This window comes from Belnapia mucosa (assembly GCF_016775475.1).
Lineage (GTDB): Bacteria > Pseudomonadota > Alphaproteobacteria > Acetobacterales > Acetobacteraceae > Belnapia > Belnapia mucosa.
In genome coordinates this window covers 93,105-116,605 of the sequence record NZ_JAEUXJ010000014.1, presented here as the reverse complement: position 1 = coordinate 116,605, position 23,501 = coordinate 93,105, and the positions used below count along the sequence as shown (strand labels likewise).

The window sequence follows — 23,501 nt, the reverse complement described above, 5'->3', positions numbered from 1 at the left end:
TCGAAATCCGCTACGTGATCCCCACCGGACCGGATGGCGAACGAGAGTCCTTTTGTCGATTGCGAACGGACTATCTACACCGTGCGCCACGGCGGGAAAGCCGGAGGCGGTGGCAGGTGCCGCCACTGACAGCCGGTGCGCACCAAATAGAACAGCCCGTCCAGCAGGTTCCGGAGGTCCGTCGTGCGCGGCCGCCCTTCCGGCTTGGCGGGCGGGATCAGTGGCTCCAGTAGTCGAAACTGCTCATCCGTCAGCGCTTGGCCGGAGCCGAAATCCCCTACCAGCGCGCGATCGCCGGGCGTCCACATGGCGGTCTCCAGCCAGGAAACTGCCCGCATCGCCGCCCGAGGGGCCAGGATCAGCCCGTCAACCCGGTCCCGTCACCCCTTCGTAAACAGGGTTTAAGGAAATGGATCTTGGCCCGGAAGACGCGAGCGTGGCTTGATCTTTGGGGCTACCGGGCGGGAGAAAGCCGATGCAAGCCGCAACCCAACTGTTCCTCCTCGCTGCTCAACCCGAGCCTATCACGATCGGCCGCGAGTGGTGCGCTGTGCTGGTTATCGATATGCAGAACGACTTCGGCGCCCGGGGCGGCATGTTCGATCGAGCAGGGATCGACATCACGCCAATCGAGCGGGTGGTCGAGCCCACGGCACGCGTCCTGGCCACCGCTCGGGCGGCCGGGCTCCCGATTGTCTACCTGAAAATGGAACACATTGCCGACCTCAGCAGCACCGGGGTCGTCAAGCACAGGCCACTGGGTGTAGGCGAGGAGATCACCGCACCGGATGGTCGGCGAAGCCGTATTCTCGTCGAGGGGACGTGGAATACGGAGATTCTGCCCCAGCTTATTCCACGCGAGAACGATATCGTCGTCTCCAAGCGCCGGTTCAGCGGGTTCTTCCAGACCAATCTCGACCATGTGCTCAAAGAGCGGGGCATCACGCATCTCATCGTGACAGGCTGCACGACAAGTGTCTGCGTAGAAGCGACTGTGAGGGATGCGATGTACCGGGATTACCGCTGCGTTGTTCTGGCCGATTGCACAGCGGAGCCCATTGGGAACAATCTGCCGAGGACTAACCACGAGGCGTCATTGTTGATGATGAAAACAATGTTTGGGTGGGTGTCGGACTCAGAGCGGTTCATCGAAGCGCTGGCCGAGAAGAGACACTGGAATGGGGGCGGAGGCCCCGCAGACTGATACGGAGGGCGCAGCGCCATGCACGGGACGGGCCAGAATCCGCCCGTCAACCCGGTCCCGTCACCCTTTCGCAAACAGGGTCTGAGAGCTTCCGGCCTGACCCCGAGCGGAGCTTTGCATCGGAGTTCTCCGGCAGAGAGTTCCTGAAGGTCCATTGTCGAGAACGGCGGCGAGCCAGGAACGGACGACACCGTCGCGGGTTCAACTATTGAGACTGGCGCCCCTGTCACTGTGGGTGCCTCCGCCGCCAGGGGGCCCGATGCTCCACCGCCTTCTGACTGCTCTCGCCCGCGCGGCAATGCTCCTCCTCCTTGCCATGGTCCGGTCCGCCGTGGCGCAGGACGAGCCGATCGAACTGGCGGACGACCCGTTCGAGATCACCGATCCCATCGCTGCCCCGCCCGGCGCGACGGAGGTCGCCTTCGTCGGATCCTACGAGCGGGCCCGCCGCGGCCGTGTCCGCGACACGGGGGTGGCGGAGACGGAACTCGAGATGGGAGTCGTGCCGGGCCTTGAGTTCCGCCTTGGCCAGACCGGTGCCTATGGCAACCTCGAGACCAGGCGCAAGCTGGGCACCGTCACGGACCTTTCCGGCGACCCGGAGGAGGCAGGTCGCGGATCATGGGGCGGAGCGACGCGGCTTGGCGCAATGTACCAGCTCAGCGATGGCCAGGGCGCATTCCCGGCCGTAGGCCTGCTCGGGCGGGTGCGGACGCTCTACGGACCGGGCAGGCCTGGCTACGAGACTGAGGCTGTGGCCCTGATCGGCAAGACATTCCGCGGTGGGGAACGGCCGCTCGGCATTCATGTCAATCTCGGCTGGGCAGCGCGCCTCAATCCGCAGCCGGGAGAGCGGCCGAACCGCTTCCTCATCAACGCCTCGGTCGGGCAAGCGGTGTCCCGTGACACGGCGCTGGTCGTAACCTACGCTCGGGAGCAGCAGGAGCGCGGAGACCGCGATTACAGCGTGGTCCAGGCCGGGATCCGCCACAGGTTGCAGGGCGGAACGGTGCTCGGTCTGGCCGCAGGTGTCGGGACCAACCGGGATTCGCCGAGCTTCCAGATCGCATTCGCTGTGCAGTGGCAACTCAGTGAAGGCGGGCGTTAATGCGGCGCGGGCTTGGCACCTAACCGGCCGATGACCCCGCGGAATTGGTGGTCCGCCGAATCACCGAAAAACTTCCGTCGGTTTCCAGGACCGCCGCCGCCACGTCATCGAGCGATGCTATTCCTTGCGCACGAGCCGCAGCCTGGACCTCGTCCTCGGTTACCCGCTCCCGCCGCATCGCAGCGTGGAGGAAGCGGCCGTCGCTGAGCAGCAGGCAGGGCTCCGCTTTGACGAAGCTGCGCACGCGGTCCGAGCGGACCGAGAGCCAGGTGATGGCATATTGCAGCAGGACCAGAAGCGCGAAGGCCGTGATGCCCTCGGCGAGGGCAACATCCTTGCTCAGCAGCACCGTCGCCAGGGTGGAGCCTAGCGCGACCGTCACAATGAGGTCGAAGGCATTCATCTTGGAGAGCGTGCGCTTGCCCGTCACCCGCAGCAGTAGCACCAACGCGGTATAGGCGAGGATCCCGACTACCACGACCCGCAGCAGTCCCGTCCAGTTGTCGAAGAACATCCCGCCCCTCCTTCTGCCTGGAGCCCAACTTTCGCTGCGTCGTGCCGTTGCAACCGGAAAGTGGGCTTTCGCCGGGAAGCGGGGACACATCATGGGCAGGACCGGCAAGGGACACACCGTCGCTTGGGGACTAGCGGCCGCCCTTCTGGCGGCAAACATGGCGGGCTACGCCTTCGACCTTTATGCCGCCTTCTGGTGGTTCGACCGGTTCCTCCACGCCGCCACCATCCTTGCTCTGACTTTCTGGCTCGCGGTCATGATTCTCAGCGACGGTATTCGGGAAGGGCGAACCGTCCTTTTTGTCCTCCTGGTTGCCTCTACGGGCGTCGCCATCGGGGCGCTTTGGGAAGTCGCGGAATGGGTATTCGACCGCTTCGCCTCCGGCAACGTCATCAAGGGAAAGGACGATACGGTGATCGACATCGTCATGGATACCGCCGGAGCGGTGGCGGCGGCGGTCCTCGCCCTGCGGTTCCGGCGCGCACCCCGCCAGGGGGCGCCATGAGCACCACCTTGCGCGAGCGGCTGGAGGCGCTCGGGGATACCTTCTGGCTTCGCCCTGCGATCCTTGCCCTTCTGGGGATCGTCCTTGGAGAGGCGACGATCTGGGCCGAGCGCTCGGATTGGGCCCGGTCCCTGCTACCCGAGGGCTGGCTCTACGCGGGCGGCGAGGCGGGCGCCCGGACCCTGCTGGGCGGCATCGCCACCTCTACCATCGGTGTCGCGGGCACGACCTTCTCCATCACGGTCGCTGCGCTCTCCCTTGCATCCGGACAGATGGGGCCGCGGCTGCTCCGCAACTTCGTCCGCGATGCAGGCAACCAGGTGGCCCTGGGGGTGTTCCTCGGCACCTTCGTCTACGTCCTCGTCGTGCTGCGAACCGTGCGGTCGGTCGAAGAGGGGTCCTTCGTGCCCCATTTGGGTGTCACCGGCGCACTCGTCCTGGCCCTTCTCTGCGTTGGCACGCTCACCTGGTTCGTTCACCACATCGCCTCCGGCATCAACGTTGAAACCGTGATCGGCACCGTGCATGCAGAACTGCGCGACGCGGTTGCCCGGCTGACTCTCGACCGACCGGAGGCCGAGCCGGCCAGTGCCCCCCTGCCGGGCTGTCCCGTGACCCTGGGGCAAGGCGGTTACCTCCGCGCGCTCGACGAGGAGGACCTTGCGAACTGGGCGGCGAAGCAAGGAGCGACCTTGGTTCTCCTCGTGCGTCCGGGCGATTACCTCTTCCCCGGCGTGCCCTTGGCCGAAGTGTTTCCAGCGACACTGGCGGAGGAGGCGAGCGGGCGGGTGCGCGACGCCTTGAGCCTCGGCGACCGACGGGCCGCGGCGCAGGACCTGGAATTCGCCGTGCGCCAGCTCACGGAGGTCGCGGTCCGTGCTCTCTCCCCTGGTATCAACGACCCCTTTACGGCCATTGCGGTGCTCGACCGCTTCGGAGACGTGCTGTGCGGCATGACGGACCGGCACCTGCCGGGACGGGCCGTGCTACGCGGCGGGCGCGCCGTCCTGTTCCGACGCAGAGTGACCTATGATGGGCTGCTCGATGCGATGTTCCACATGGTCCGGCAGAACGGCGCAAGTTCAGCTGCCGTCCTCCTCCGTCTGATGGAGGTGCTCGGTGCCGTGCTGACAGCGGAGCGGGCACCGGAACGCCGTGCCGCGCTGCGGCGCCACGCCGACCTGGTTCTCGCCGCAGGGCGGCAGGAATTGGCGGAACGCGCCGGAGTGGCTGACCTCGAGGCCCGCTACGCCGCCCTGCCGAGCGACCCCTGAGTACCTTCGCGGTATGCTGGGCGAACGGGAAGAGCGCCCTTGCCCGTCCCAACCCTGGCCACGCTCCAAGTCTGGATAGAGCGCGTCGGCACACGCTCGCCCGCGAACCGCAGGGACCGGCCGAGGCGGGCCAGGATCGCCCGCCCCTGCGGGGCTTCAGCCCCGGACCAGCGGACACCCCCCCTCGCTCACCGGCTGCATCGCCTGCTCCGCCTCGATCGTCCTCCCGCACCCGGCCGGGGCCGAATCCATCGTCATCGGTCGGCAGCGCCTTCATCCGCCCGATGGTGCCATGGCCGGAGGCCGGCGATGCTGCACACCAGCATGAGCTGGCCGACCGCACAGGCGCCCACCAGCCACTTCCCGAGGATATCATTGACGGCGAAGAGCAGCACGCCGAGCAGCATCATGGCGATGCCGCCGGGGCAGGGCCCCAGCCGGACATTGATGTCCGCGCGACGAGAGGGCTGATCCGCGTCTCGTCCGGCACGATCAGGTCGCGGCCACGCGCTGCCCCCGGCAGACGCGGGACACCGGCGACAGGCCCGGCGCCGGGAAGGCTTGGCCAGCCTAGTCCGCGGTGATGCCCGTGGCGCGGACCAGTTCGCCCCAGCGCGCATCCTCTGCCGCGATGCGTGCCGCGAGCTCCTGAGGGGTCGAGCCGATGGGCTCGGCCCCCAGGGCGGCAAAGCGCTTCGCGGTGTCCGGGTCGCGGGCCGCGGCCATCACGGCGGCGCCGAGCCGCGCGGCGATCGCCTGGGGCAGGCCCGCGGGGGCGCCGACGGCGAGCCACGACGCCGTCTCGAAGCCTGGCAGGGTTTCGGCGACGGCCGGGATGTTCGGCACCAGCGGGGAACGGCGGGCGCTGGTGACCGCCACCGCGCGGGCACGACCGTCCTGCACCAGGGGCAAGGCCGTCGGGAACGCGTCCACCATGACCTGCGCCCGTCCCGCCGCCAGATCGCGCAACGCATCGGGATTGCCGCGGTAATGCACCAGCTCGCAGCGTGTCCCCAACCGTTGGAGCAGCATCTCCGTGGCCAGGTGGGGAATGACGCCCGCGCCTGGCGTCGCGCAGATCGGAGGCGCCCCCTGCGCCTTCATCCAGGCACCGAGCTCGGTGATGCTTGAAACCGGAACGGCGGGATTCACCATGACCGCCGAGGGGAAGCGCGCGAATTCGCTGATGAGCGTGAAGTCGCGCCGCGGGTCGAAGGGAAGGTTGCGGTAGACGTGGCGGTTCACCGCGAGCGTCGCCGCGAAGAGCGTGCCGAATGTCTGGCCGTCCGGCGCGCTCCGGGCCAGTGCTGCGGCGGCGAGATTGCCGGCCGCGCCAGGCCGGTTCTCCACCACGACCGGCTGGCCGAGTTCAGGCTCCAGCCGCTGCGCCAGGATCCGCGTGAGCAGGTCTGGCGCGCCGCCAGCCGGGAAGCCGACGACCCATCGGAGCGGCCGCTCAGGCCAGGACGCCGCCTTCCCGGAAAAAGACGCAGTCGTGGTCAGCACGGTCGAGCCAGCGATGAGCGCACGGCGGGTTGGCATCATGGCAAATCCAGTCAACGACGAGCGGGACAGCGTCAGCCTATACCTCGCCGGAGATCGCACACAACACTCAGCGCTCGTGCTGCAGCGCTCCTGTTTGGTCAATGATCTGCCATTGAAGGATGGAGATCGTCGCAATCCAGATACGCGATGCAAAGAACTCAGGTTCGCGCGGCGGATATCGCGTCCGCTGGCAGGAACTCGTCATTCCCGTGGTCAGGCTGACCGTTCCAGGCGGAGTGCGCTCCTGTCGCCGCTCCCGCTTGGTGGCGTTTGGGATGGGCCTCGACCGCGACAGGCAGCTTCGACAGGAGCTGAGGGCCGCGGCTGCTTCATGCCCTGGGACGCGTGGAATCCTGTCCATCGCTGCAAAAGCTCATCGATTGCGATCCGCCGTCATCGCGAAAATTTTCGGGACCCGGCGTGCCGCCGACTTTGTGACAGGCCCATGGAACATGTCACGCTCGCTGCCTTCAGGGTGGACGCGAATTTCCATGCGCATGCCGGTCATCGGAGCTGTGCTCTTCATTGTCCTTGCCGGTTTGGCGCAGGTGCTGACACCGAGCGCCGCGCAGACGCGCGCTGACCGCGCTATGAGCAACGCTCAGGCAGTCGCCAAGATCAACGCCTGGACGGTGGGCCTGGCCGGTGGCTTGCTCGAAGGAGCGCCGATCCGCTTCGCAACCGAGATTGCCCGCGTGGTGGACGAGGTTGATGAGAGCAGTGCTCTCCATGTCTTTCCCGTCGTCACGCGCGGCCCGGTGGAGAATCTGGAGGCGCTGCTGTACCTGCGCGGTATCGATGCGGCGATCATCAATGCCGATGCGCTCGAGCAATTCCGCACCCTGGTCCCGAACCTCGACCAGCGTGTCAGCCACATCCTCAACCTCTTCCCCTCAGAGCTGCATATTTTCGTCCGCCCCGAGATCCAGTCGCTGGCCGACCTCAGGGGCAAGAAGGTCAACTTCAACACGCCCGGCACGACCGCAGCCTATTCCGGCCCGTTGATCTTCGATCGCCTCAGGCTTGATGTCGACAAGACGTTCATCCCGCATCCGGTCGCGCTCGAGCAGATGCGCAGGGGTGAAGGCGGCATCGCTGCCGTCGTCTTCGTCACCTCCAAGCCGGTCGATGCATTCCTGCGCGGGCGCTGGGATCCCGGCTTCAGGTTCCTGCCCGTGGACATCATGGAGGGAGACTTCATGAATTACTATCTCCCTTCGGTCCTGACGTCGAAGGACTATCCACAGCTCATCCCGGAAGGCCAGGACATCCAGACCATCTCCGTGCCTACCATCCTCGTCGCCTACAACTGGCCGCAGAACACGGAACGCTATGCCCGGGTCACGCGCCTGGTGAACCACCTGTTCAGCCGGCTCGATCAGTTTCGCGCACCGGGCTTCCATCCCGCCTGGAGAGAGGTCAATCTCACGGCGCAGGTATCGGGTCTGAGGCGGTTCACCCCGGCGCAAGAGTGGATCGACCGGAACCGTGCCGCCGGCCAACAGCGCGCACCTGTGGGAGTGCCGCAGCGCTGAACATCCCATCCCGCTCCGGAGCAGTCATGATCCGTCATCGCGGCTTGACCGCCCTCATGCTCGACAGGCCGGCACCCATGCCCGTTCCTGCGCCGTCGAGAGTCGGCAGCTGATGCGCCATTCTGCGGGCTACCTGCGGCTGTTTGCCTTCGCCATCCTTGGCCTGGTCGCGGTGGCGCCCACTCCCGCGGCGGCACAGACCGAATGTGAGGTGAAGCGCCAGTCCTGCATCACCGAATGCCGCGCGCGATTCTTCACCATCGACCCGAAGCGCAATGCCTGCATCGCCACCTGCCTGGCGGAGGAGGCCCGATGCACACGCCCGCAGTCCGGGCAACAAGGAGAGTCCCGGAGTCCTTCGCTCCTACCTATGCGACGGGCGGATGGCGAGCTGCGATCCTCCCGAACCGGATGCGCTCCGGCGGAGCCAGGGCAGCGAGTGGGGTAATCCGCGTCCACACAGGACACGCGGCCGGGTTGGCTGACGCCTGGGCGATGAACCCATGACGCAACAGCCGAGGCCGCCGGCCGCCTGCACCCGCCGGGCCTGGGCCGGCCCTCAGCCCCGAACCAGCGGGCACCCTCCCTGGCTCACCGGCCGCATCGCCTGATCCGCCTCGATCGTGCCGGCCAGCCGGTAGAGGTCCCAGCCGGTCTTCACCTCGGCCGGCGCCTTCACCTCGAACAGATAGGCGGGGTGGATCTTCCGCCCGTCCTCCCGCACCCGGCCGGGGCCGAAGCAATCATCCTCGGTCGGCAGCGATTTCATCCGCTCGATGGTGGCACGGCCGGAGGCCTTGGCCTGGGCCGGGCCCATGGCGGCGGCGGTCTTCAGGTAGTGCAGCACCGCGGAATAGGCGCCGGCATGGTTGGTGCTGGGATAGATATTGGGCGGCATCTTCGGCAGCACCCGCTGGGTGAAGGCGCGGGTCCGGTCATTGAGGTCCCAGTAGAATGGCTCGGTCAGCAGCAGGCCCTGCGCCGCCTCCGCCCCCATCGCCCGCACATCGCCCAGCAGGCAGAGCAGCCCGACCAGCTTCATCCGCCGCGTCAGGCCGAATTCATGCGCCTGCTTCACGCAATTCACCGTATCCGTCCCGGCATTGGCGAGGCCCAACACCTTGGCGCGCGAGGACTGCGCCTGCAGCAGGAAAGAGGAATAGTCGGTGGTCTGCGGGAAGGGGTAGCGCGCCTGGCCAAGCACCTTGCCCCCCGCCGCCTCCACCGCGCCGACGGTGTCGCGTTGCAGGGCATGGCCGAAGGCATAGTCGGCGGTCAGGAAGAACCAGCTATCGCCGCCGGCCCGCACCGTCGCGGTGCCGGCGCCATGTGCCAGCATCCAGGTGTCGTAGGTCCAGTGGACATGGTTCGGGCCGCAGCGGCTGCCATGCAGATCCGCGGTGGCCGGGCCGGTGGCGAGGAAGACCCGGTCCTTCTCCCGCGCCAGATCGGCGACGGCCAGCGCGATGGCGGAGTTGTTGACCTCCAGGATCGCATCCACCCCCTCCCGGTCATACCACTGGCGGGCGAGGGCGGCGCCGACATCCGGCTTGTGCTGGTGGTCGGCATGCAGCACCTCCACCTGTAAGGGGGCGCCGCCGGCGCGGGCATGATCCTCAATCGCCTGCCGCACGCAGGCCATGGTGCCGAGGCCCGAGAGGTCGCGATAGGGCCCCGACAGGTCGCCGAGGATGCCGAGGCGCAGCACCGGCGCCGCCTGCGCCCGCGCGTTGCGGCCGAGGCCGATCCCGGCCAGCGCGCCCCCGGCCACCAGAATGCTGCGACGGGTTTCCGCCATGATGCTGTCTCGCCTCCCCCTTGGTTCTATCGTGCCGCCGGCCGCACCGCGGCCGGGTCGTTGCGCTCATCCATCCGGGCCTCATAGGTGAGGTCGGCCCGCATCGCCCAGAGCGCATTCTGCAAGTAGAGCGGCACCAGCATCGCATCGTCCAGCGCCGCCTGGCTGGCGCGGCGCAGCAACTCCTCCCGCCGCGCCTCGTCCATCTCCACCTCGGCCGCCGCCACCAGCGCATCCATCGCCGGGTTGGAATAGAGGAGGCGGTTGGCGGCGCCATGCCCCGCCTCGCGGTTCGGGGTGCGGAGGACGGAGTTCAGCAGCACCGAGGCCTCGCCGGTGGAATTGCCCCAGGTGAGCAGCGCCGCCGGCGCCTCGCGCCGGGTCGCCCGGTTGATGAAGCTGGCATAGGGCTGCGCCTCGACCGTGGTGCGGATGCCGATGCGGGTCCACATCTGGCCGAGCGCCTGCACGACGCGCGCATCGTTCATGTAGCGGTCGTTGGAGCCGATCAGGGTGAGGCCGAAGCCCCCCGGATAGCCGGCCTCGGTCAGCAGGCGGCGCGCGCCGTCGGGATCGGCTGCGGGCACGGGCCGGTCCGGCAGGGCGCTGTAGCTGCCGGGCGGCATGAATTGCGTGGTGGCGAGTGCGGCGCCCTGCATCACCCGCTCCACCAGCATGCGCCGGTCGATCGCCATGGCCAGCGCGCGGCGCACGCGGGGATCGGCCAGCGGATTGGCCTCCAGCGGCCCGCCATTCGCCGCCGTCAGCAGCGGCACTGGCGGCGGCCGGGTGCCGTCGAGAGTGACATACATCACCCGCAGGCTGGTCGTCTCGGCGAGGCGGAAGCGGCGATCGGTGCGCAGGCGCTCGAGATCGCTGGTCGGCACCTGGTCAATGAAGTCCACATCGCCGGCGAGCAGCGCGGCGGTGCGCGCCGCGTCATTGGTGATCATCCGGTAGGTGACGCTCGCCCAATGCGGCCGCTCGCCCCAATAGGCGTCGTTGCGGGTCAGCGCGATGCGGTCGCCCGCGGCATAGGAGGCAAGGCGGAAGGGCCCGGTGCCGATCGCCAGCTTGCCGCTGTTGAAATCCGCCGTCGTCGCATCGGCATGGATGCGGCGGCTGAGGATCAGCACCTGCGAGAGATAGGTCGGCAGCAGCGGCGCAGGCCCATTGGTGTGCAGGCGGAACCGGCGCGCATCGAGGATCTCGACCCGGCTGACCGGCCGGATATGGGTGGTGTAGGAGGCGCCGGGGCCGCGCACCTGCGGGATGCGCCCGAAGGTGAAGGCGATGTCCTCGGCCTGCAACGGCGTGCCGTCATGGAAGCGCACGCCCTCCCGCAGGGTGAACTCCCAGGCCTCCGTGCCGACGGGCCGCCAGCTTTCGGCGAGGCCGGAATGCAGCCGCGCCTGCGCATCTGTCGTCAGCAGCGTGTCGAACAGCATCGCCCCGACTTCGCCGTTGGACCGCAGCAGGTGGTAGTGCGGATCGAGGGAGGAGACCGGCGAGCCGAGGCCCATGGTCAGGCTCTGGCTCATGGCCGGGGCGGCGGCCAGGCAGGGCAGCATGGCCAGGCCGAGCAGCAGCCGGCGCGGGCAGCGCGACATCGGGCGTCCTCCTCCTACCGACCGATCGGTCGGGTTTTCGTTGCCGCGGACGCTAGGGCGCGCGTGGCTGCGGGGCAAGACCCCTGGGGTGCCGTGCTTGCGGGACCTGCCGGGGCGGTCTAGGGTCCGGCCGTGGCCCGACCGATCGGTCGGTCGGGTTGCGGGGATGGAAGGAACGCCAGGGATGACGACAGGCCGGCTTCGCCATGGGCTTGCGGCGGCAGGGATCTCGCGCCGGGCGGCGCTGGGCGGCTTGCTCGGCCTCGGCGCCATCGCGGGTGACGCCAGGGCGCAGTCCTGGCCCAGCCGGCCGATCCGCATGATCGTGCCCTTCGCGCCGGGCGGCGGCGCCGACATCACCGCGCGCTTCGTGGCAGAGCCGCTGGGCACCGTGCTCGGCCAGCCGATCGTCATCGAGAACCGGGGCGGGGCGGGCGGGACCATCGGCACCGCGGCGGTCGCCCAGGCCCCGGCGGATGGCTATACGCTGCTCTACGGCACGCCGGGGCCGCTGATCACCAATCCGCATCTCATGGCCTCGCTGCCCTATGATGCGGCGCGCGACTTCGCCCCGGTCAGCGTGCTGACCAAGGGCGCCTATGTGATGGCGGTGCATCGCGACGTGCCGGCCCGCAGCGTGGCGGAGGTGATCGCCCTTGCCCGGACGCGTCCGGGCGAGCTGACCTATGCCAGCTCCGGCGTCGGCGCCGGCAGCCACCTGGCGGGCGAGCTGCTCTGCATCGAGGCGGGGATCCGCATGGCGCATGTCCCCTTCCGCGGCACCGGCCCAGCCCTGCAGGAAACGGCGGCGGGGCGCGTCACGATGTCGATCGATTCCTACGGGCCGATGCTGCCCCTGCTGCAGGCCGGCAACCTGCGCGCCATCGCCGTCACCAGCGCGGAGCGCATGCCGGAACTGCCCGACCTGCCCACCATCGGCGAGACGATCCCCCGGTTCGAGGTCACGGTCGTCAACTATGTCTGCGTCCGGTCGGGCACGCCGCAGCCGATCATCGCACGGCTGAACGAGGCGCTGGTGCGCGTCCTCTCCGACCCCGCGCTCGATGAGCGGATGCGCGCCGCCGGATCGAGCCCGCCGCAGGGCAGCACGCCGGAGGAGCTGGGCGCGCTGCTCAGGGCCGAATCCGCGAAATGGGGCGAGGTCATCCGCCGCGCCGGCATCCAGGCCGGCTGACCCGAACAGACGAGAAGGAACCACCGGAATGTCCACCGATGTCGTGAAGTTCGAAGTCGCCGACTACGTCGCCGTGGTCACGCTGAACCGCCCGCCCGTGAATGCGGTGAATGCGGAGCTGCGCGACCGCCTGATTGAGATCTTCGATGCCGCGACCGACCGCGACGACATCCGCGCGCTGGTGCTGACCGGCCAGGGCAAGATCTTCTCGGCCGGCGCCGATCTCCGCCAGCGGCCGGATGCCTCGGTGGCGGGGCAATACTGGCACCACAACCGGGCGACGCGGGAGACGGGCAATTCCATCAAGGAATGCACCAAGCCGGTGATCGCGGCGGTCAACGGCGCGGCACTCGGCGCTGGCTTCGGGCTGATGGCGGCCTGCGACATCATGATGGCAAGCGAGACGGCGGTCTTCGGCATGCCGGAGATCGATGTCGGCCTCGCCGGCGGCGCGGCGATGCTGAACCAGCTCCTCGGCAAGTCCTTCACCCGGCGGCTGATGTTCACCGGCGACCGGCTGCCGGCGGCGGAACTCTACCGGCTGGGTGTGATCGATTCCGTCTGGGCGCCGGAGGAGCTGCTGCCGGCGGCGATGCGCATGGCCGCCCGGATCGCGGAGAAGAGCCCGCTCGGCATCAAATACGCCAAGAACAGCTGCAATTTCGTCGAGCTGATGTCCCCGAAGGACGCCTATCGCTTCGAGCAGAATTTCACCTACGAGCTGTCGAAGACCGAGGATGCGAAGGAGGCCCGCACCGCGCAGCTCGAGAAGCGCAAGCCCGAATTCAAGGGCCGCTGAGCATGTCGGCCGCCATCGACTACGACGCCTTCCGCGCCGAGGTTCGGGCCTTCGCCGAGACGCGTTGCCCGCCGGAGATCCGCGCGGTGGTCGCGACCTACCGCAAGCTGTCGCGCAAGGTCTGGTATCCCTGGCAGCGGATCCTGTTCGAGCATGGCTGGGGCGCGCCGGGCTGGCCGAAGCGCTATGGCGGCACCGGCTGGGACCTGAAGCAGCGCCACATCTTCGATGAGGTGATGGCGGAATGCGACTGCCCGCCGCAATACCATCATGGCCTCCGGCATATCGGCCCGGTCATCATCGAATACGGGTCGGAGGAGCAGAAGCAGCGCTTCCTGCCTGGCATCCTGAGCGGCGAGGATTGGTGGTGCCAGGGCTATTCGGAACCCGGCGCGGGCTCCGACCTCGCCTCGCTGCGGACCGCGGCGCGGCGGGAGGGTGACGAGTATGTGGTGGAGGGGCAGAAGACCTGGACCTCCCACGCGCATGAGGCGGACTGGATGTACACCCTGGTCCGCACCTCGAAGGAGGCGAAGAAGCAGCAGGGCATCAGCCTGCTGCTGATCCCGCTGAACGCGCCCGGCATCTCCATCCGGCCGATCCGCACCATCGATGGCTGGCACCATGTGAACGAGGTTTTCCTGGACAATGTCCGCGTGCCGGTGGCCAACCGCGTCGGCGAGGAAGGCAGCGGCTGGACCTATGGCAAATTCCTGCTGGAGCGGGAGCGGTTGGGCGGCGCCAATGTCGCCCCGGCGCTGCGCAACCTGGAACGCACGCGGGAGCTGCTGGCCCGCGAGTTGGGCGGCGAGGCGCAGCGGCTGAAGCGGGCGATGCTGGAGGAGCGGCTGCTGCTGGCCGAAGCCGAGCTGCGCGGCGCCCAGGCGCTGGGACAGGAGGCGATCGCGGCCGTGATGGAGGGGCGGCCACTTGGCCTGCTGCCTTCGGTACTGAAGCTCGGCACCAGCGTCACCTTCCAGCATGTCGCGGAAGTGGCGTTGGATGCGGTGGGCGAGAGGCTGGCGCCGCGCTTCCGCCCGACCGACGCCGCCGGCCCCAATGCCGAGGCGCCGGGGATCGAGTGGGTGCAGAACTACATGTACAGCCGCGTCCGCACGATCTACGGTGGCAGCAGCGAAGTGCAGAAGAACGTCATCGCCAAGCAGCTCTTCGGATCCTGACGCCCATGCCCTTCACCGCCACGCCCATCGTCGGGGGCGATGCCTTCGACCAGGCCTGCCGCATCGGCCAGGAGGCCGACCGGCAACTCGCCCTGATCGACGACCCCGCCGGGCAGCTCGCCTGCTTGCGGCGCCACTGGGACAGCCTGGCCGGCCTCGGCTGGCTCGCCGTCGCCATGCCGGAAGAAGCGGGCGGCGCCGGCGGCACGCTCTCGGACCTCGCGGCGCTGACCGGCGGTGCCGGGCGAGGGGGGTTGCCGCTGCCCATCGCCGCGGCCTGCGGAGTCATCCCCTATCTTCTGGCCGACCAGCCGGCGCTCCTGCCCGGGATGGCAGAGGGACAGCACCGCATCGCCTTCATCCCGGCCGATGCGGCCGTGGATGAGGCGGCGGATGTGCCGCAGCTGACACCGGACGGGAAGCTGACCGGCGCCGTCGTCGGAATCGAGAGCCCGCCCGACCCCACGCATCTGCTGCTGGTGCTGGGCGGCGCGGAGCCGGTCCTGCTGCTGTTGCCGGCCGGGATCCCGGGGATCAGCGCGCGGCACACTCTCCGCATCGATGGCCGGCCCGCCGCCGACTGGCGTTTCACCGGCCTCGCGGTTGAGCCGGGCTGGATCCTCGGCCGCGGCGAGGCGGTGGCGCGGCGGGCGGCGGAGGCGCGCGACCTCGGCGCGCTGCTGACCTGCGTGGAGGCGGTCTCGGCCGCCGGGGCGCTGCTGGAGCAGACCATCGACTACCTGCTGAACCGGGTGCAGTTCGGCGTGCCGCTCGCCTCCCACCAGGCGCTGCGGCACCGGGTGGCGGAGATGTATGTCGAGTATGAGAACCTGCGCGGCCTCGTCCTCCAGGCGTTGCGCGCGGCCGGCGCGGGGGAGGGGATGCCCTGGCGCGACATCGCCTTCGCCAAGCTGCGGCTCGGCGAGGCCGGGCGCTTCATCGCGCAATCCTCCATCCAGTGCCATGGCGGCATGGGCATGACCGAAGCCCTGCCGGCCATCCGCCTGGCGCGGCGGATCATGATGGCGGAATTCGAGTTCGGCGACCGCACCTTCCACGCGCAGCGGCTGCTGGATGCCGCGCGGAGGGCGGCATGAGCGACGTCCTGCACCCGCTGGAGCGGATGTTCCGCCCGCGCTCGGTCGCCGTCATCGGCGCCTCGGGCGATCCCGACAAGCTCGGCGGCCGGACGCTGCTGCACCTGAAGGAACTCGGCTATGGCGGCCGCATCTACCCGATCAACCGCAGCGCGCCCGAGGTGCAGGGCCTGCCCGCCTGGACCAGCGTCGCCGAACTGCCGGAGGTGCCGGACAGCGCGCTGATCCTGCTGCCCGCGCCGATGGTGGAGCGGGCGCTGGAGGATTGCGCCGCCAAGGGCATCCGCCATGTGCAGGTCCTCTCCTCCGGCTTCGCCGAGGAGGGCGGCGAGGGCATCGCCATGCAGGCGCGCCTGGCCGAGACGGCGCGGCGGCACGGCATCCGCTTCACCGGGCCGAATTGCCTCGGCAGCATCAGCCCGCCGGACGGGTTCTTCGGCACCTTCTCCAGCCTGCTCGCCACCGCGCGGCCGGGACCGGGCACGGTGGGCGTGGCGACGCAGAGCGGCGCCTATGGCTCTCATATCTATGCCGTCGCGGGCTTCCGCGGCATCGGCATCAGCCGCGCGATTGCGACCGGCAACGAGGCCGATATCGATGTGGCGGCGGCGATCGACTACCTCGCCGAGGATCCCGGCACGCGGGTGATCTGCGCCTCCTTGGAAGGGTGCCGCGACGGGGACGGGCTGCGCCGGGCGCTGCTGAAGGCCGCCGCGGCGGGCAAGCCGGTGATCGTCATGAAGGTCGGCAGCACCGAGGTCGGCGCGGCCGCTGCGGCGACGCATACCGGCTCCCTCGCCGGCGAGGACCGGATCGTTGATGCGGTGTTCCGCGAATGCGGCGCGCTGCGCGTGGCTTCGATCGAGGAAATGCTGGATATCGCCTATCTCTGCTCCCTCGCGCCGCTGCCGCCGGCGCCCGGGGTCGGCATCCTCAGCGTCTCGGGCGGCATCGGCGTGCTGATGGCCGATGCCTGCATCGAGGCGGGGCTGGCGGTGCCGGCCATGTCGGCCGAGGTGCTGGCCGAGATCCGCGCCATCCAGCCCGTTGCCGGCGGGCGCAACCCGATCGACACCACGGCGCAGCTCGGCGGCCGGATGCATATCTTCGAGGGCATCAGCCAGGCGATGATGCGCGGGGCGGAGCTGGGCTCGGTCCTGTTCTACCTCGCGCATATCGGCCGCAACGTGCCGCGCTTCCCGCCGCTGGAACGCTCGCTGGTCGCGCTGCGCCGCAACTTCCCCGACCGGCTGGTGGTCGCGGTGATGACGCATGTGGAGGAGGTCCGGCTGCGGCTGGAGGCGGAGGGCATCCCCGTCTTCGAGGACCCGACCCGGGCCGTGCGCGCGGTGGCCGGCGCCGAGCGGCTGCGTCGGCTGCGCGCGGAGGCCGAGGCGCTGCCGCCGGTGCCGACCCTCCCGCCACTGCCGGCGCTCGGCGGGCATGAGGCGGCGGCGAAGGCGGTGCTGGCCGCGGCCGGCATTCCCGTCCCGCCCGAACGCGCCTGCGCCACGGCCGAGGCGGCGGTACGGGCCGCCGAGGCGATCGGCTTCCCGGTGGTGGCGAAGATCCTGTCGGAGGACATCCCGCACAAGACCGAGGTGGGCGGGGTGATGCTCGGCCTCGCCGATGCCGCGGCGGTGGAGGGCGCCTTCGCCGAGCTGCTGCGGCGCGCCCGCGCGGCGCGGCCGGAGGCGAGGATCGAGGGCGTGCTGATCGCGCCGATGCTGCGCGGCGGGGTGGAGACGATCATCGGCACGCTGCGCGACCCGGTCTTCGGGCCGATGGTGATGTTCGGCCTGGGCGGCGTCGCGGTGGAGCTTTTCGCCGATGTCGCCTTTGCCTCGGCGCCGCTCTCCCCGGCGCGGGCGGCCCGGCTGGTGGACCGGGTGCGCGGGTCGCGGCTGCTGGCGGGCTGGCGCGGCGGCCCGGCGCTGGACCGCGCGGCGCTGGAGGCGGCGCTGGTCGCCGTCGCGGCGCTGGCGGCGGCGCGGCCGGAGATCGCCAGCATCGACGTGAACCCCTTCCTGGTGCAGGAAAGCGGCGGCTTCGCGCTGGATGGCGTCATCCTGACGCGGGATGCGCCAGTTGGAGATGCATGAAGAACCTCGCCGATATCCTGGACCTGGAGGGTGCCGCCGGGCCGCCGACGGAGCGGATGCTGCAGATCCTGACCGAGGCCTGCCGGCTCTTCGCCACGCGCGGCTTCGACGGCGTCTCGGTGCGGGACATCGCGCAGGAATGCGGGATCTCGAAGGCGACGCTCTATCACCACTTCCCGGACAAGGACGCGATCCTGCGGCCGCTGGTGATGGGCATCACCCGGTCGCTGCACCAGCGCGTGCTGGGGGCGATTCCGTCCGGGGCCGATCCGGCGGAGAAGCTGCGCGCCTTCCTGACGGAGAGCGCGCGCTTCTTCGAGGATTACCGCTGGGCCTTCATCGTCTCCTCCACCGTGTTCTGGACCGACCCGCAGGCGCGGCAGCGGCGGCAGCGGATTGAATGGCGCGACCGGCATGAGGCGCTGCTGCGCGGCATCCTGGAGGAGGGGGTGCGGAGCGGCGCCTTCCGGATCGCCGATATCGGCATGGCGGGACGGCTGGTGCTGGGGGCGCTGAACTGGATGCCCAAATGGTACGACCCGAAGGGGCCGCTGCCGGCGAGCGCCATCGCCGAGCAGTTCCACGGGATGCTGGTGGCGGGGCTGGGGGCGAAGCCCGGCGGGTGACGGATGGCGCCGGTCAATGCGCCAGGCAGGCCGCGCCCAGGGCGATGGCGAGACAGGCGGCGATCCGCTGCATGGTCAGCCTCTCCCCGAGGAACAGGCGCCCGATGACGGCGGCATAGAGCACGCTGGTCTCCCGCAATGCGGAGACCACGCCCATCGGGGCACTCTGCATGGCCCAGATGACGATGCCATAGGCGAGGATCGAGACGACGCCACCCGCCAGTGCCGCGGCCGTCTGCGCGCCCGTATAGGCCGGCGGCCTCCCGCGCAGGGCATAGAAAAGCGGGGGCATGGTAAGGCTCCAGAGCAGGAACATGCTGTTCGCATAGGAGAGGCTATTGCCCGCGAGCCGGACCCCGATGCCGTCGACGACCGTATAGGCCCCGATCAGGACGCCGGTGGTGAAGGCCGCGGGCAGGAACCTGGCCCGTCCCGCCCCGCCCTGGAAGGCGAGCGACAGGATGCCGCCGGAGACCAGCGCGATGCCGATCCAGGAGAGGGTACCCAGCGCCTCCTGCACGAAGGCCGCCGCGCCCAGTGCGGTGAGAACCGGCGAGGAGCCGCGCGAGACCGGATAGGTCTGGCCGAGATCGCCGGCCTGGTAGGTCCGCACGAGGGACAGGTTGTAGGCCGTATGGATGGCGGCCGAGGCCAGCACATAAGGCCAGCTCGCCGCCTCGGGCCAGGGCAGGAATGCCGCCGCAACCACGGTCACGCCGGCGACCGCGATCATCATCAGCGTCATCGACCACAGCCGGTCGCTGCCGCCCCGCAGCACCGCGTTCCAGCCGGCATGCATGACCGCGGCGCAGGTCACGCAGGCGAGGACCAGGGGGCTCATACGCTGCGCCGGGGGCAGCCCGAAGGAGGGAGGACGATAGCCAAGGAGTGGCGCTCCGCAGGGTTTCGCCGCAGTATTCCTGCTGCCTTCCCGGGCGGCAAACGAGTAATCCTGGGATCGTTCGTCAGGAAAACTCATCCGGATGCGCCGCGCCCTGCCGCCCCTCAATGCCCTGCGCGCCTTCGAGGCCGCGGCCCGCCTCGGCAGCTTCAAGGCCGCGGCGGGGGAGCTGGGCGTGACCCAGGGCGCGGTCAGCCAGCAGGTGCGGCTGCTGGAAGTCTGGCTGCGGGCGCCGCTGTTCGAGCGGCACAACCGGCTGGTGGTGCTCACCCCCGCGGCGCGGGCCTATGTCGCCGAGATCGGGCCCGCGCTGGACCGGGTTGCCGCCGCGACGGAGCGGTTCGGCGCCGCGGCGGATGTCGTGCTGCGGGTCAATGCGCCGGCGAGCTTCGCCCTGCGCTGGCTGGTGCCGCGGCTGGCGCGGTTCCAGGCGGCGCATCCCGGCGCCCGGGTGCGGCTCGAGACCTCCAACGAGGCGCTGGAGGCCTTGCAGGCGCCCTATGACGTCATCATCCGGGGCGGGCCGGATGCCTTCTATGGCTACTCCGCCTGCCCCTTCCTGTCCGAGGAGCGGCTGCCCGTCTGCAGCCCGGCCCTGCTGGAGCGGATCCCGCTGCGGACCGTCGAGGATCTGCGACACCACACGCTGCTGCACAGCACGAGCCTGCCGCGGCTCTGGGAGGACTGGCTTGCCAGGGCGGGCGCCGCCGATCTCCAGCCGGCCGCGGTGCTGAGCCTCGACCACTTCTATCTCACGCTGCAGGCCGCCCTGGACGGGATCGGCGTCGCCATGGGGCCGACGGCGCTGGCGGCGGAGGATCTGGGGCAGCGCCGCCTCGTCGCGCCCTTCGACGGCCCGCGCCTGCCGGCCCGCAGCTACTGCGCCTATGTGCCAGAGGCGAAGGAGGGGGATGACCTCACCCTCGCCTTCCGCGCCTGGCTGCAAGGGGAGGGCAATGGGCCGCCCCTCAGCTCGGCGAGGCGCCGCTGAGCCGCACCAGGCGGCGCATCAGCGGCTCCTGCGCGCGGGCATAGCTGGCATAGTCCTCGGGCCCGACCGTCCAGGGCGTCGCGCCATTCTCGGTATAGGTCTTCACCAGCTCCGGGCTGGTCAGGGCGCGGAGCGACAGGGATGCCATCCGCTCGACCAATGCCGGGGGCAGGCCGGCCGGGGCGATCAGCCCGTTCCAGCTGGTGAGGTCGAAGCCGGGGAGGAATTCCGCCAGCGCCGGCAGGTCGGGCAGGGCCGGGCTGCGCTCCGGGCTGGTGACGGCCAGTGCCCGCGCCTTGCCGTCCCGTACCGCGCCGATCGGGCCGGCGAGATTGTCGAAGATCACCTGCACCTGCCCGGCCATCAGGTCCACCAGCGCCGGCGCGCCGCCGCGATACTGCACGAAGGGCATCTCCGTGCCGGTCATCATCTTGAACAGCTCGGCCGAGAGATGCGGGGTCGTGCCGGCGCCGCCGGTCGCGTAGTTGAGGCGACCGGGATGCGCCTTCAGCAGCGCGATCAGCTCCGGCACGGAGCGGACGGGCAAGTCGTTGTTGACGATCAGGATATTGGGCTGGCGGTAGAGGCCGGAGACGAAGCTGTAGTCCCGCGATGGGTCATAGGGCAGGTTGGGGAAGAGCGAGGGCGCGATGGCCAGGTTGGCGACGCCGCCGAGCCCGACCGTGTAGCCATCCGCGCGGGACTTCGCGATGGCGTCGCTGCCCACCGTGCCGCCGGCGCCGGTGCGGTTCTCTACCACGAATTGCTGGCCGGTGAACTGCGTCATCGCCTGGCACCAGGCGCGGGAGAGGATGTCGTTGGCGCCGCCCGGCGCATAGAGGTTGATGTAGCGCACGGTCTGCCGGGGCCAGTCGTACGACTGGGCGCGTGCCAGGGATGGCATGGCAAGGCCGGCGGCGATCAGCCCGCGACGGGGCAGGTTGGTCTGCGGCATGGTCGGGTCCTCCCTTCGGCCAGGCTCTGCGGCCGGCTTGCCACCAGTCTGCGGCGGAGGGAGGCGCGGGTGCCAGCGGAAACGGCACGCCCCGACATCGCCGGTGCTGCCTGCGGCCCGGCGGACGATGATCAGCACGAAACCGCCTTCAACGCCGCCTCAGGGGTCCCGGGTCAACCCGTCAGGCAGTGCCCTCGCCCTTCGCAAACGGGGACTGAGTGCGTCGCTCAGGACCGTTCCTTCGGCTTGAGCCGGCTGAGTACATAAAGGGTAAGGACTGTAAAAAGGCAGATGACCACAGCGACATCGTAGTTGGCCAGACCGACAGCGATACCGATCGCTCCCGTGGCCCATAAGCTCGCCGCGGTTGCGGTCCCGTGGACCTCACCGCCACCTTTCAGGATGGCGCCACCGCCGATGAAGCCGATGCCAGTGATCACGCCCTCGACAATTCGTGCTGCGCCCTCAGGATGGCTGCGCAACATGCCCTCCGTGGCTTGCACGAAGCCGCAGGCGGCGATGGCCACGAGTGGAAAGGTTCGCAACCCCGCGCTGCGGTCCTCACGCTCGCGGTTCCAGCCGATCAGGAAGGCCAGCACATAGGCAATGGTGAGATCGCGGATGTGTGGGACGAACGCGAGTTGCCGGGTGTTGGGCAAGAGGTCGGAAGCGTCCATGACATCGAAACGCAGACGCTACGGGATTGTTTCGGAGATACCTGGATCACGTTGAGTGATCGCCGAAACGGCTAGTAGCCAAGGAGCCGTTACCCGCACCGGACCGGATTGCGAGCCGAGGACCACCTGCCCTGGCTTGACGTCCCTCCTTGGCGCTTGCCGAGCGGTGCGGCGGCCGGTCCCCACCTGACCCCCAAAACGGGCAGTCAGGCGAGGTGCCGGCGGAAGAAGCCGATGGTGCGGGTCCAGGCCAGGGCCGCCGCCGCCTCCTGGTAGCGGGGCGTCGAGTTGTTGTGGAAGCCGTGCTGGGTGCCCGGATACTGGTGCATCTCGTAGGAGGCGCCGCTGGCCTTCAGCGCCGCCTCGTAGCCGGGCCAGAGCGCGTTGATGCGCTCGTCATGCTCGGCATAGTGGATCAGCAGCGGCGCGCGGATGGCCGGGATGGCGGCGGTCTCGGGCGCCGCGCCATAGAAGGGCACCGCGGCCTGGAGGTCGGCGCCGAGCGCGGTGGCGAGGAAGTTGGTCGTGCTGCCGCCCCAACAGAAGCCGGTCGCGCCGAGCTTCCCGGTCGAGAGCGCATGCGCCTTCACCGCCCGCGCCCCGTTCAGCATGTCGGTCCGCAGCTTCGCCTGGTCGAGCCCGGATTGCAGCGCGCGCCCGTCATCGTCATTGCCGGGATAGCCGCCGGCCGGCGAGAGACCGTCCGGCGCCAGGGCGAGGAAGCCCTCCACCGCCAGGCGCCGCGCCACATCCTCGATATAGGGGTTGAGGCCGCGATTCTCGTGGATCACCAGCACCGCGGGGAAGGGGCCGGCGCCGCTCGGCTGCACCAGGTAGCCGCGCATGCTGCCGGAATTGCCGCCCTCGGACGGATAGGTGACGTAGCGCGCCTTGATGCGCTCATCGGTGAAGGAGATGGTCTGCGCCTCGGCATAGCGGGGCATCAGGGCCTGGGCCATGGCGAGGCCGCCGGCGATGGCGGCGCAGGCCTGGAGGAAAGACCGCCGGTCCATCCGCCCATGGCAGTATTCGTCGTAGAGGTCGAAGACGCGCTGGTCGATCCAGCCCTGGGTCAGCGCCGGGCGGTCGCCTGCCGCGCTCTCGGTCTTTCCCATGGGCTCCCCCCTCTGGCTAGCCGCCGATCGACCCGCCCTCCGCGAGCGCCAGGGCCTTGGCCGGGTCCACCCGGCCATCATAGAGGGCGCGGCCGATGATGACGCCCTCGATTCCCTCATGCGCCACCGCGGTCAGCGAGGCGAGGTCGTTCAGGGAGGCGACGCCGCCCGAGGCGATGACCGGCACCCGGACAGCGCGGGCGAGCGCCAGCGTCGCTTCCAGGTTCACCCCGCCCAGCATGCCGTCGCGGTCGATATCGGTGTAGATCACGGCCGCCGCCCCGGCATCCTCGAAGCGGCGGGCCAGGTCGGTGGCGGGCATGGTGCTGATATCGGCCCAGCCCTCGGTCGCCACCATGCCGCCCCGGGCATCGATCCCGACCGCGATCTGCTCCGGCCAGGCGCGGCAGGCGGCCAGGGCGAATTGCGGGTTCTTCAGCGCCGCCGAGCCGAGGATGACGCGGCGGATCCCCTGGTCCAGCCAGGCCTCCACCGTGCCCATGCTGCGGATGCCCCCGCCGAGCTGGATCGGCAGGCCGGGGCTGGCGGCGAGGATGGCCTGCACCGCCCCGGCATTGGCCGGGCGGCCGGCGAAGGCGCCGTCGAGGTCGACCACATGCAGCCAGCGGAAGCCGGCGGCGGCGAAGAGCCGCGCCTGGGCGGCCGGGTCGGCGGAATAAACCGTCGCCTCCCGCATGTCCCCGCGCTTCAGCCGGACGACCTGGCCGCCCTTGAGATCGATCGCAGGGTAAAGCGTGAGGCCCATCGG

General features: G+C 69.7%; 22 protein-coding genes and 1 pseudogene. 12 read left to right on the top strand and 11 right to left on the bottom strand.

The features are described 5' to 3' along the window. Nucleotides 1-77: 77 nt before the first annotated feature. A pseudogene (locus JMJ55_RS24190) lies at nucleotides 78-308 on the bottom strand (transposase); the annotation flags it as partial. Between the two features lie 167 nt (nucleotides 309-475). Here JMJ55_RS24190 and JMJ55_RS24185 point away from each other — a divergent pair. Together JMJ55_RS24185 and JMJ55_RS24180 are read left to right on the top strand one after the other, a co-directional pair. Continuing rightward, nucleotides 476-1,204 carry a cysteine hydrolase family protein gene (locus tag JMJ55_RS24185; protein WP_202828180.1) on the top strand — a complete coding sequence of 243 codons (729 nt, stop codon included), beginning with the start codon at nucleotides 476-478 and terminating at the stop codon, nucleotides 1,202-1,204. Nucleotides 1,205-1,463: 259 nt separating this feature from the next. Beyond that, nucleotides 1,464-2,312: a hypothetical protein gene (locus JMJ55_RS24180; RefSeq protein ID WP_202828179.1), complete on the top strand. Its 849-nt coding sequence runs from the start codon at nucleotides 1,464-1,466 to the stop codon at nucleotides 2,310-2,312. A gap of 19 nt (nucleotides 2,313-2,331) precedes the next feature. On the opposite strand, the gene JMJ55_RS24175 is transcribed toward JMJ55_RS24180, so the two are convergent. Next, the gene (locus JMJ55_RS24175) at nucleotides 2,332-2,826 is read right to left on the bottom strand and encodes a DUF421 domain-containing protein (RefSeq protein ID WP_202828178.1); all 495 of its coding nucleotides are present in this window, start codon (nucleotides 2,824-2,826) and stop codon (nucleotides 2,332-2,334) included. A gap of 157 nt (nucleotides 2,827-2,983) precedes the next feature. Here JMJ55_RS24175 and JMJ55_RS24170 point away from each other — a divergent pair, with 157 nt between their 5' ends. After that, a complete protein-coding gene (locus JMJ55_RS24170) occupies nucleotides 2,984-3,331 on the top strand; it encodes a hypothetical protein (protein WP_202828177.1) in 348 nt (115 codons plus the stop codon). Then, nucleotides 3,328-4,605, top strand: a complete 1,278-nt coding sequence (locus tag JMJ55_RS24165; protein WP_202828176.1) for a DUF2254 domain-containing protein — start codon at nucleotides 3,328-3,330, stop codon at nucleotides 4,603-4,605. Before JMJ55_RS24170 ends, JMJ55_RS24165 begins: the two co-directional genes overlap by 4 nt. A 254-nt stretch (nucleotides 4,606-4,859) precedes the next feature. On the opposite strand, the gene JMJ55_RS24160 is transcribed toward JMJ55_RS24165, so the two are convergent. Together JMJ55_RS24160 and JMJ55_RS24155 are read right to left on the bottom strand one after the other, a co-directional pair. Continuing rightward, nucleotides 4,860-5,015 (bottom strand): hypothetical protein, encoded by a 156-nt coding sequence (locus JMJ55_RS24160; protein WP_202828175.1) that lies wholly within the window; start codon nucleotides 5,013-5,015, stop codon nucleotides 4,860-4,862. Between the two features lie 160 nt (nucleotides 5,016-5,175). Continuing rightward, nucleotides 5,176-6,150 carry a Bug family tripartite tricarboxylate transporter substrate binding protein gene (locus JMJ55_RS24155; RefSeq protein WP_202828174.1) on the bottom strand — a complete coding sequence of 325 codons (975 nt, stop codon included), beginning with the start codon at nucleotides 6,148-6,150 and terminating at the stop codon, nucleotides 5,176-5,178. 119 nt (nucleotides 6,151-6,269) lie between these two features. On the opposite strand from JMJ55_RS24155, the gene JMJ55_RS24150 reads away from it, so the two are divergent. Continuing rightward, a complete protein-coding gene (locus JMJ55_RS24150) occupies nucleotides 6,270-7,685 on the top strand; it encodes a TAXI family TRAP transporter solute-binding subunit (RefSeq protein WP_202828173.1) in 1,416 nt (471 codons plus the stop codon). Nucleotides 7,686-8,244: 559 nt separating this feature from the next. Here the strand turns inward: JMJ55_RS24150 and JMJ55_RS24145 are convergent. Continuing rightward, nucleotides 8,245-9,483 carry an ABC transporter substrate-binding protein gene (locus tag JMJ55_RS24145; protein ID WP_202828172.1) on the bottom strand — a complete coding sequence of 413 codons (1,239 nt, stop codon included), beginning with the start codon at nucleotides 9,481-9,483 and terminating at the stop codon, nucleotides 8,245-8,247. 26 nt (nucleotides 9,484-9,509) lie between these two features. Further along, nucleotides 9,510-11,093: an ABC transporter substrate-binding protein gene (locus tag JMJ55_RS24140; protein ID WP_202828171.1), complete on the bottom strand. Its 1,584-nt coding sequence runs from the start codon at nucleotides 11,091-11,093 to the stop codon at nucleotides 9,510-9,512. A 184-nt stretch (nucleotides 11,094-11,277) separates the two neighbouring features. Between JMJ55_RS24140 and JMJ55_RS24135 the strand changes: the two genes are divergently transcribed. From JMJ55_RS24135 to JMJ55_RS24110, 6 genes are read left to right on the top strand one after another with little or no spacing between them, the layout of a single operon-like run. Further along, on the top strand, nucleotides 11,278-12,288 hold the full coding sequence (locus JMJ55_RS24135; RefSeq protein ID WP_202828170.1) for a Bug family tripartite tricarboxylate transporter substrate binding protein: 1,011 nt from the start codon (nucleotides 11,278-11,280) through the stop codon (nucleotides 12,286-12,288). 28 nt (nucleotides 12,289-12,316) lie between these two features. Then, on the top strand, nucleotides 12,317-13,087 hold the full coding sequence (locus tag JMJ55_RS24130) for an enoyl-CoA hydratase/isomerase family protein (RefSeq protein ID WP_202828169.1): 771 nt from the start codon (nucleotides 12,317-12,319) through the stop codon (nucleotides 13,085-13,087). 2 nt (nucleotides 13,088-13,089) lie between these two features. Next, complete coding sequence (locus JMJ55_RS24125; protein WP_202828168.1) at nucleotides 13,090-14,268, top strand: acyl-CoA dehydrogenase family protein; 1,179 nt, start codon at nucleotides 13,090-13,092, stop codon at nucleotides 14,266-14,268. 5 nt (nucleotides 14,269-14,273) lie between these two features. Further along, nucleotides 14,274-15,365 carry an acyl-CoA dehydrogenase family protein gene (locus tag JMJ55_RS24120; RefSeq protein WP_202828167.1) on the top strand — a complete coding sequence of 364 codons (1,092 nt, stop codon included), beginning with the start codon at nucleotides 14,274-14,276 and terminating at the stop codon, nucleotides 15,363-15,365. Further along, a complete protein-coding gene (locus JMJ55_RS24115) occupies nucleotides 15,362-17,467 on the top strand; it encodes an acetate--CoA ligase family protein (protein WP_236033997.1) in 2,106 nt (701 codons plus the stop codon). The genes JMJ55_RS24120 and JMJ55_RS24115 overlap by 4 nt, the downstream gene beginning before the upstream one ends. Further along, nucleotides 17,464-18,093 carry a TetR/AcrR family transcriptional regulator gene (locus JMJ55_RS24110; protein WP_202828166.1) on the top strand — a complete coding sequence of 210 codons (630 nt, stop codon included), beginning with the start codon at nucleotides 17,464-17,466 and terminating at the stop codon, nucleotides 18,091-18,093. The genes JMJ55_RS24115 and JMJ55_RS24110 overlap by 4 nt, the downstream gene beginning before the upstream one ends. Nucleotides 18,094-18,106: 13 nt before the next feature. Here JMJ55_RS24110 and JMJ55_RS24105 read toward each other — a convergent pair whose 3' ends face one another. Next, nucleotides 18,107-18,934: an EamA family transporter gene (locus JMJ55_RS24105; protein WP_202828165.1), complete on the bottom strand. Its 828-nt coding sequence runs from the start codon at nucleotides 18,932-18,934 to the stop codon at nucleotides 18,107-18,109. 142 nt (nucleotides 18,935-19,076) lie between these two features. Here JMJ55_RS24105 and JMJ55_RS24100 point away from each other — a divergent pair, with 142 nt between their 5' ends. Then, nucleotides 19,077-19,985, top strand: coding sequence for a LysR substrate-binding domain-containing protein (locus JMJ55_RS24100; RefSeq protein WP_202828164.1), 909 nt, complete (start codon nucleotides 19,077-19,079; stop codon nucleotides 19,983-19,985). Here JMJ55_RS24100 and JMJ55_RS24095 read toward each other — a convergent pair. The 4 genes from JMJ55_RS24095 to hisA form a co-directional block, all read right to left on the bottom strand. Further along, the gene (locus JMJ55_RS24095) at nucleotides 19,963-20,940 is read right to left on the bottom strand and encodes a Bug family tripartite tricarboxylate transporter substrate binding protein (protein ID WP_202828163.1); all 978 of its coding nucleotides are present in this window, start codon (nucleotides 20,938-20,940) and stop codon (nucleotides 19,963-19,965) included. The genes JMJ55_RS24100 and JMJ55_RS24095 overlap by 23 nt on opposite strands. A gap of 227 nt (nucleotides 20,941-21,167) precedes the next feature. Further along, nucleotides 21,168-21,617, bottom strand: a complete 450-nt coding sequence (locus JMJ55_RS24090) for an MgtC/SapB family protein (RefSeq protein WP_202828162.1) — start codon at nucleotides 21,615-21,617, stop codon at nucleotides 21,168-21,170. Between the two features lie 206 nt (nucleotides 21,618-21,823). Then, nucleotides 21,824-22,732 carry a dienelactone hydrolase family protein gene (locus JMJ55_RS24085; protein WP_202828161.1) on the bottom strand — a complete coding sequence of 303 codons (909 nt, stop codon included), beginning with the start codon at nucleotides 22,730-22,732 and terminating at the stop codon, nucleotides 21,824-21,826. Between the two features lie 16 nt (nucleotides 22,733-22,748). Further along, nucleotides 22,749-23,498 (bottom strand): 1-(5-phosphoribosyl)-5-[(5-phosphoribosylamino)methylideneamino]imidazole-4-carboxamide isomerase, encoded by a 750-nt coding sequence (gene hisA, locus JMJ55_RS24080; protein WP_202828160.1) that lies wholly within the window; start codon nucleotides 23,496-23,498, stop codon nucleotides 22,749-22,751. Between the last annotated feature and the right edge of the window lie 3 nt (nucleotides 23,499-23,501).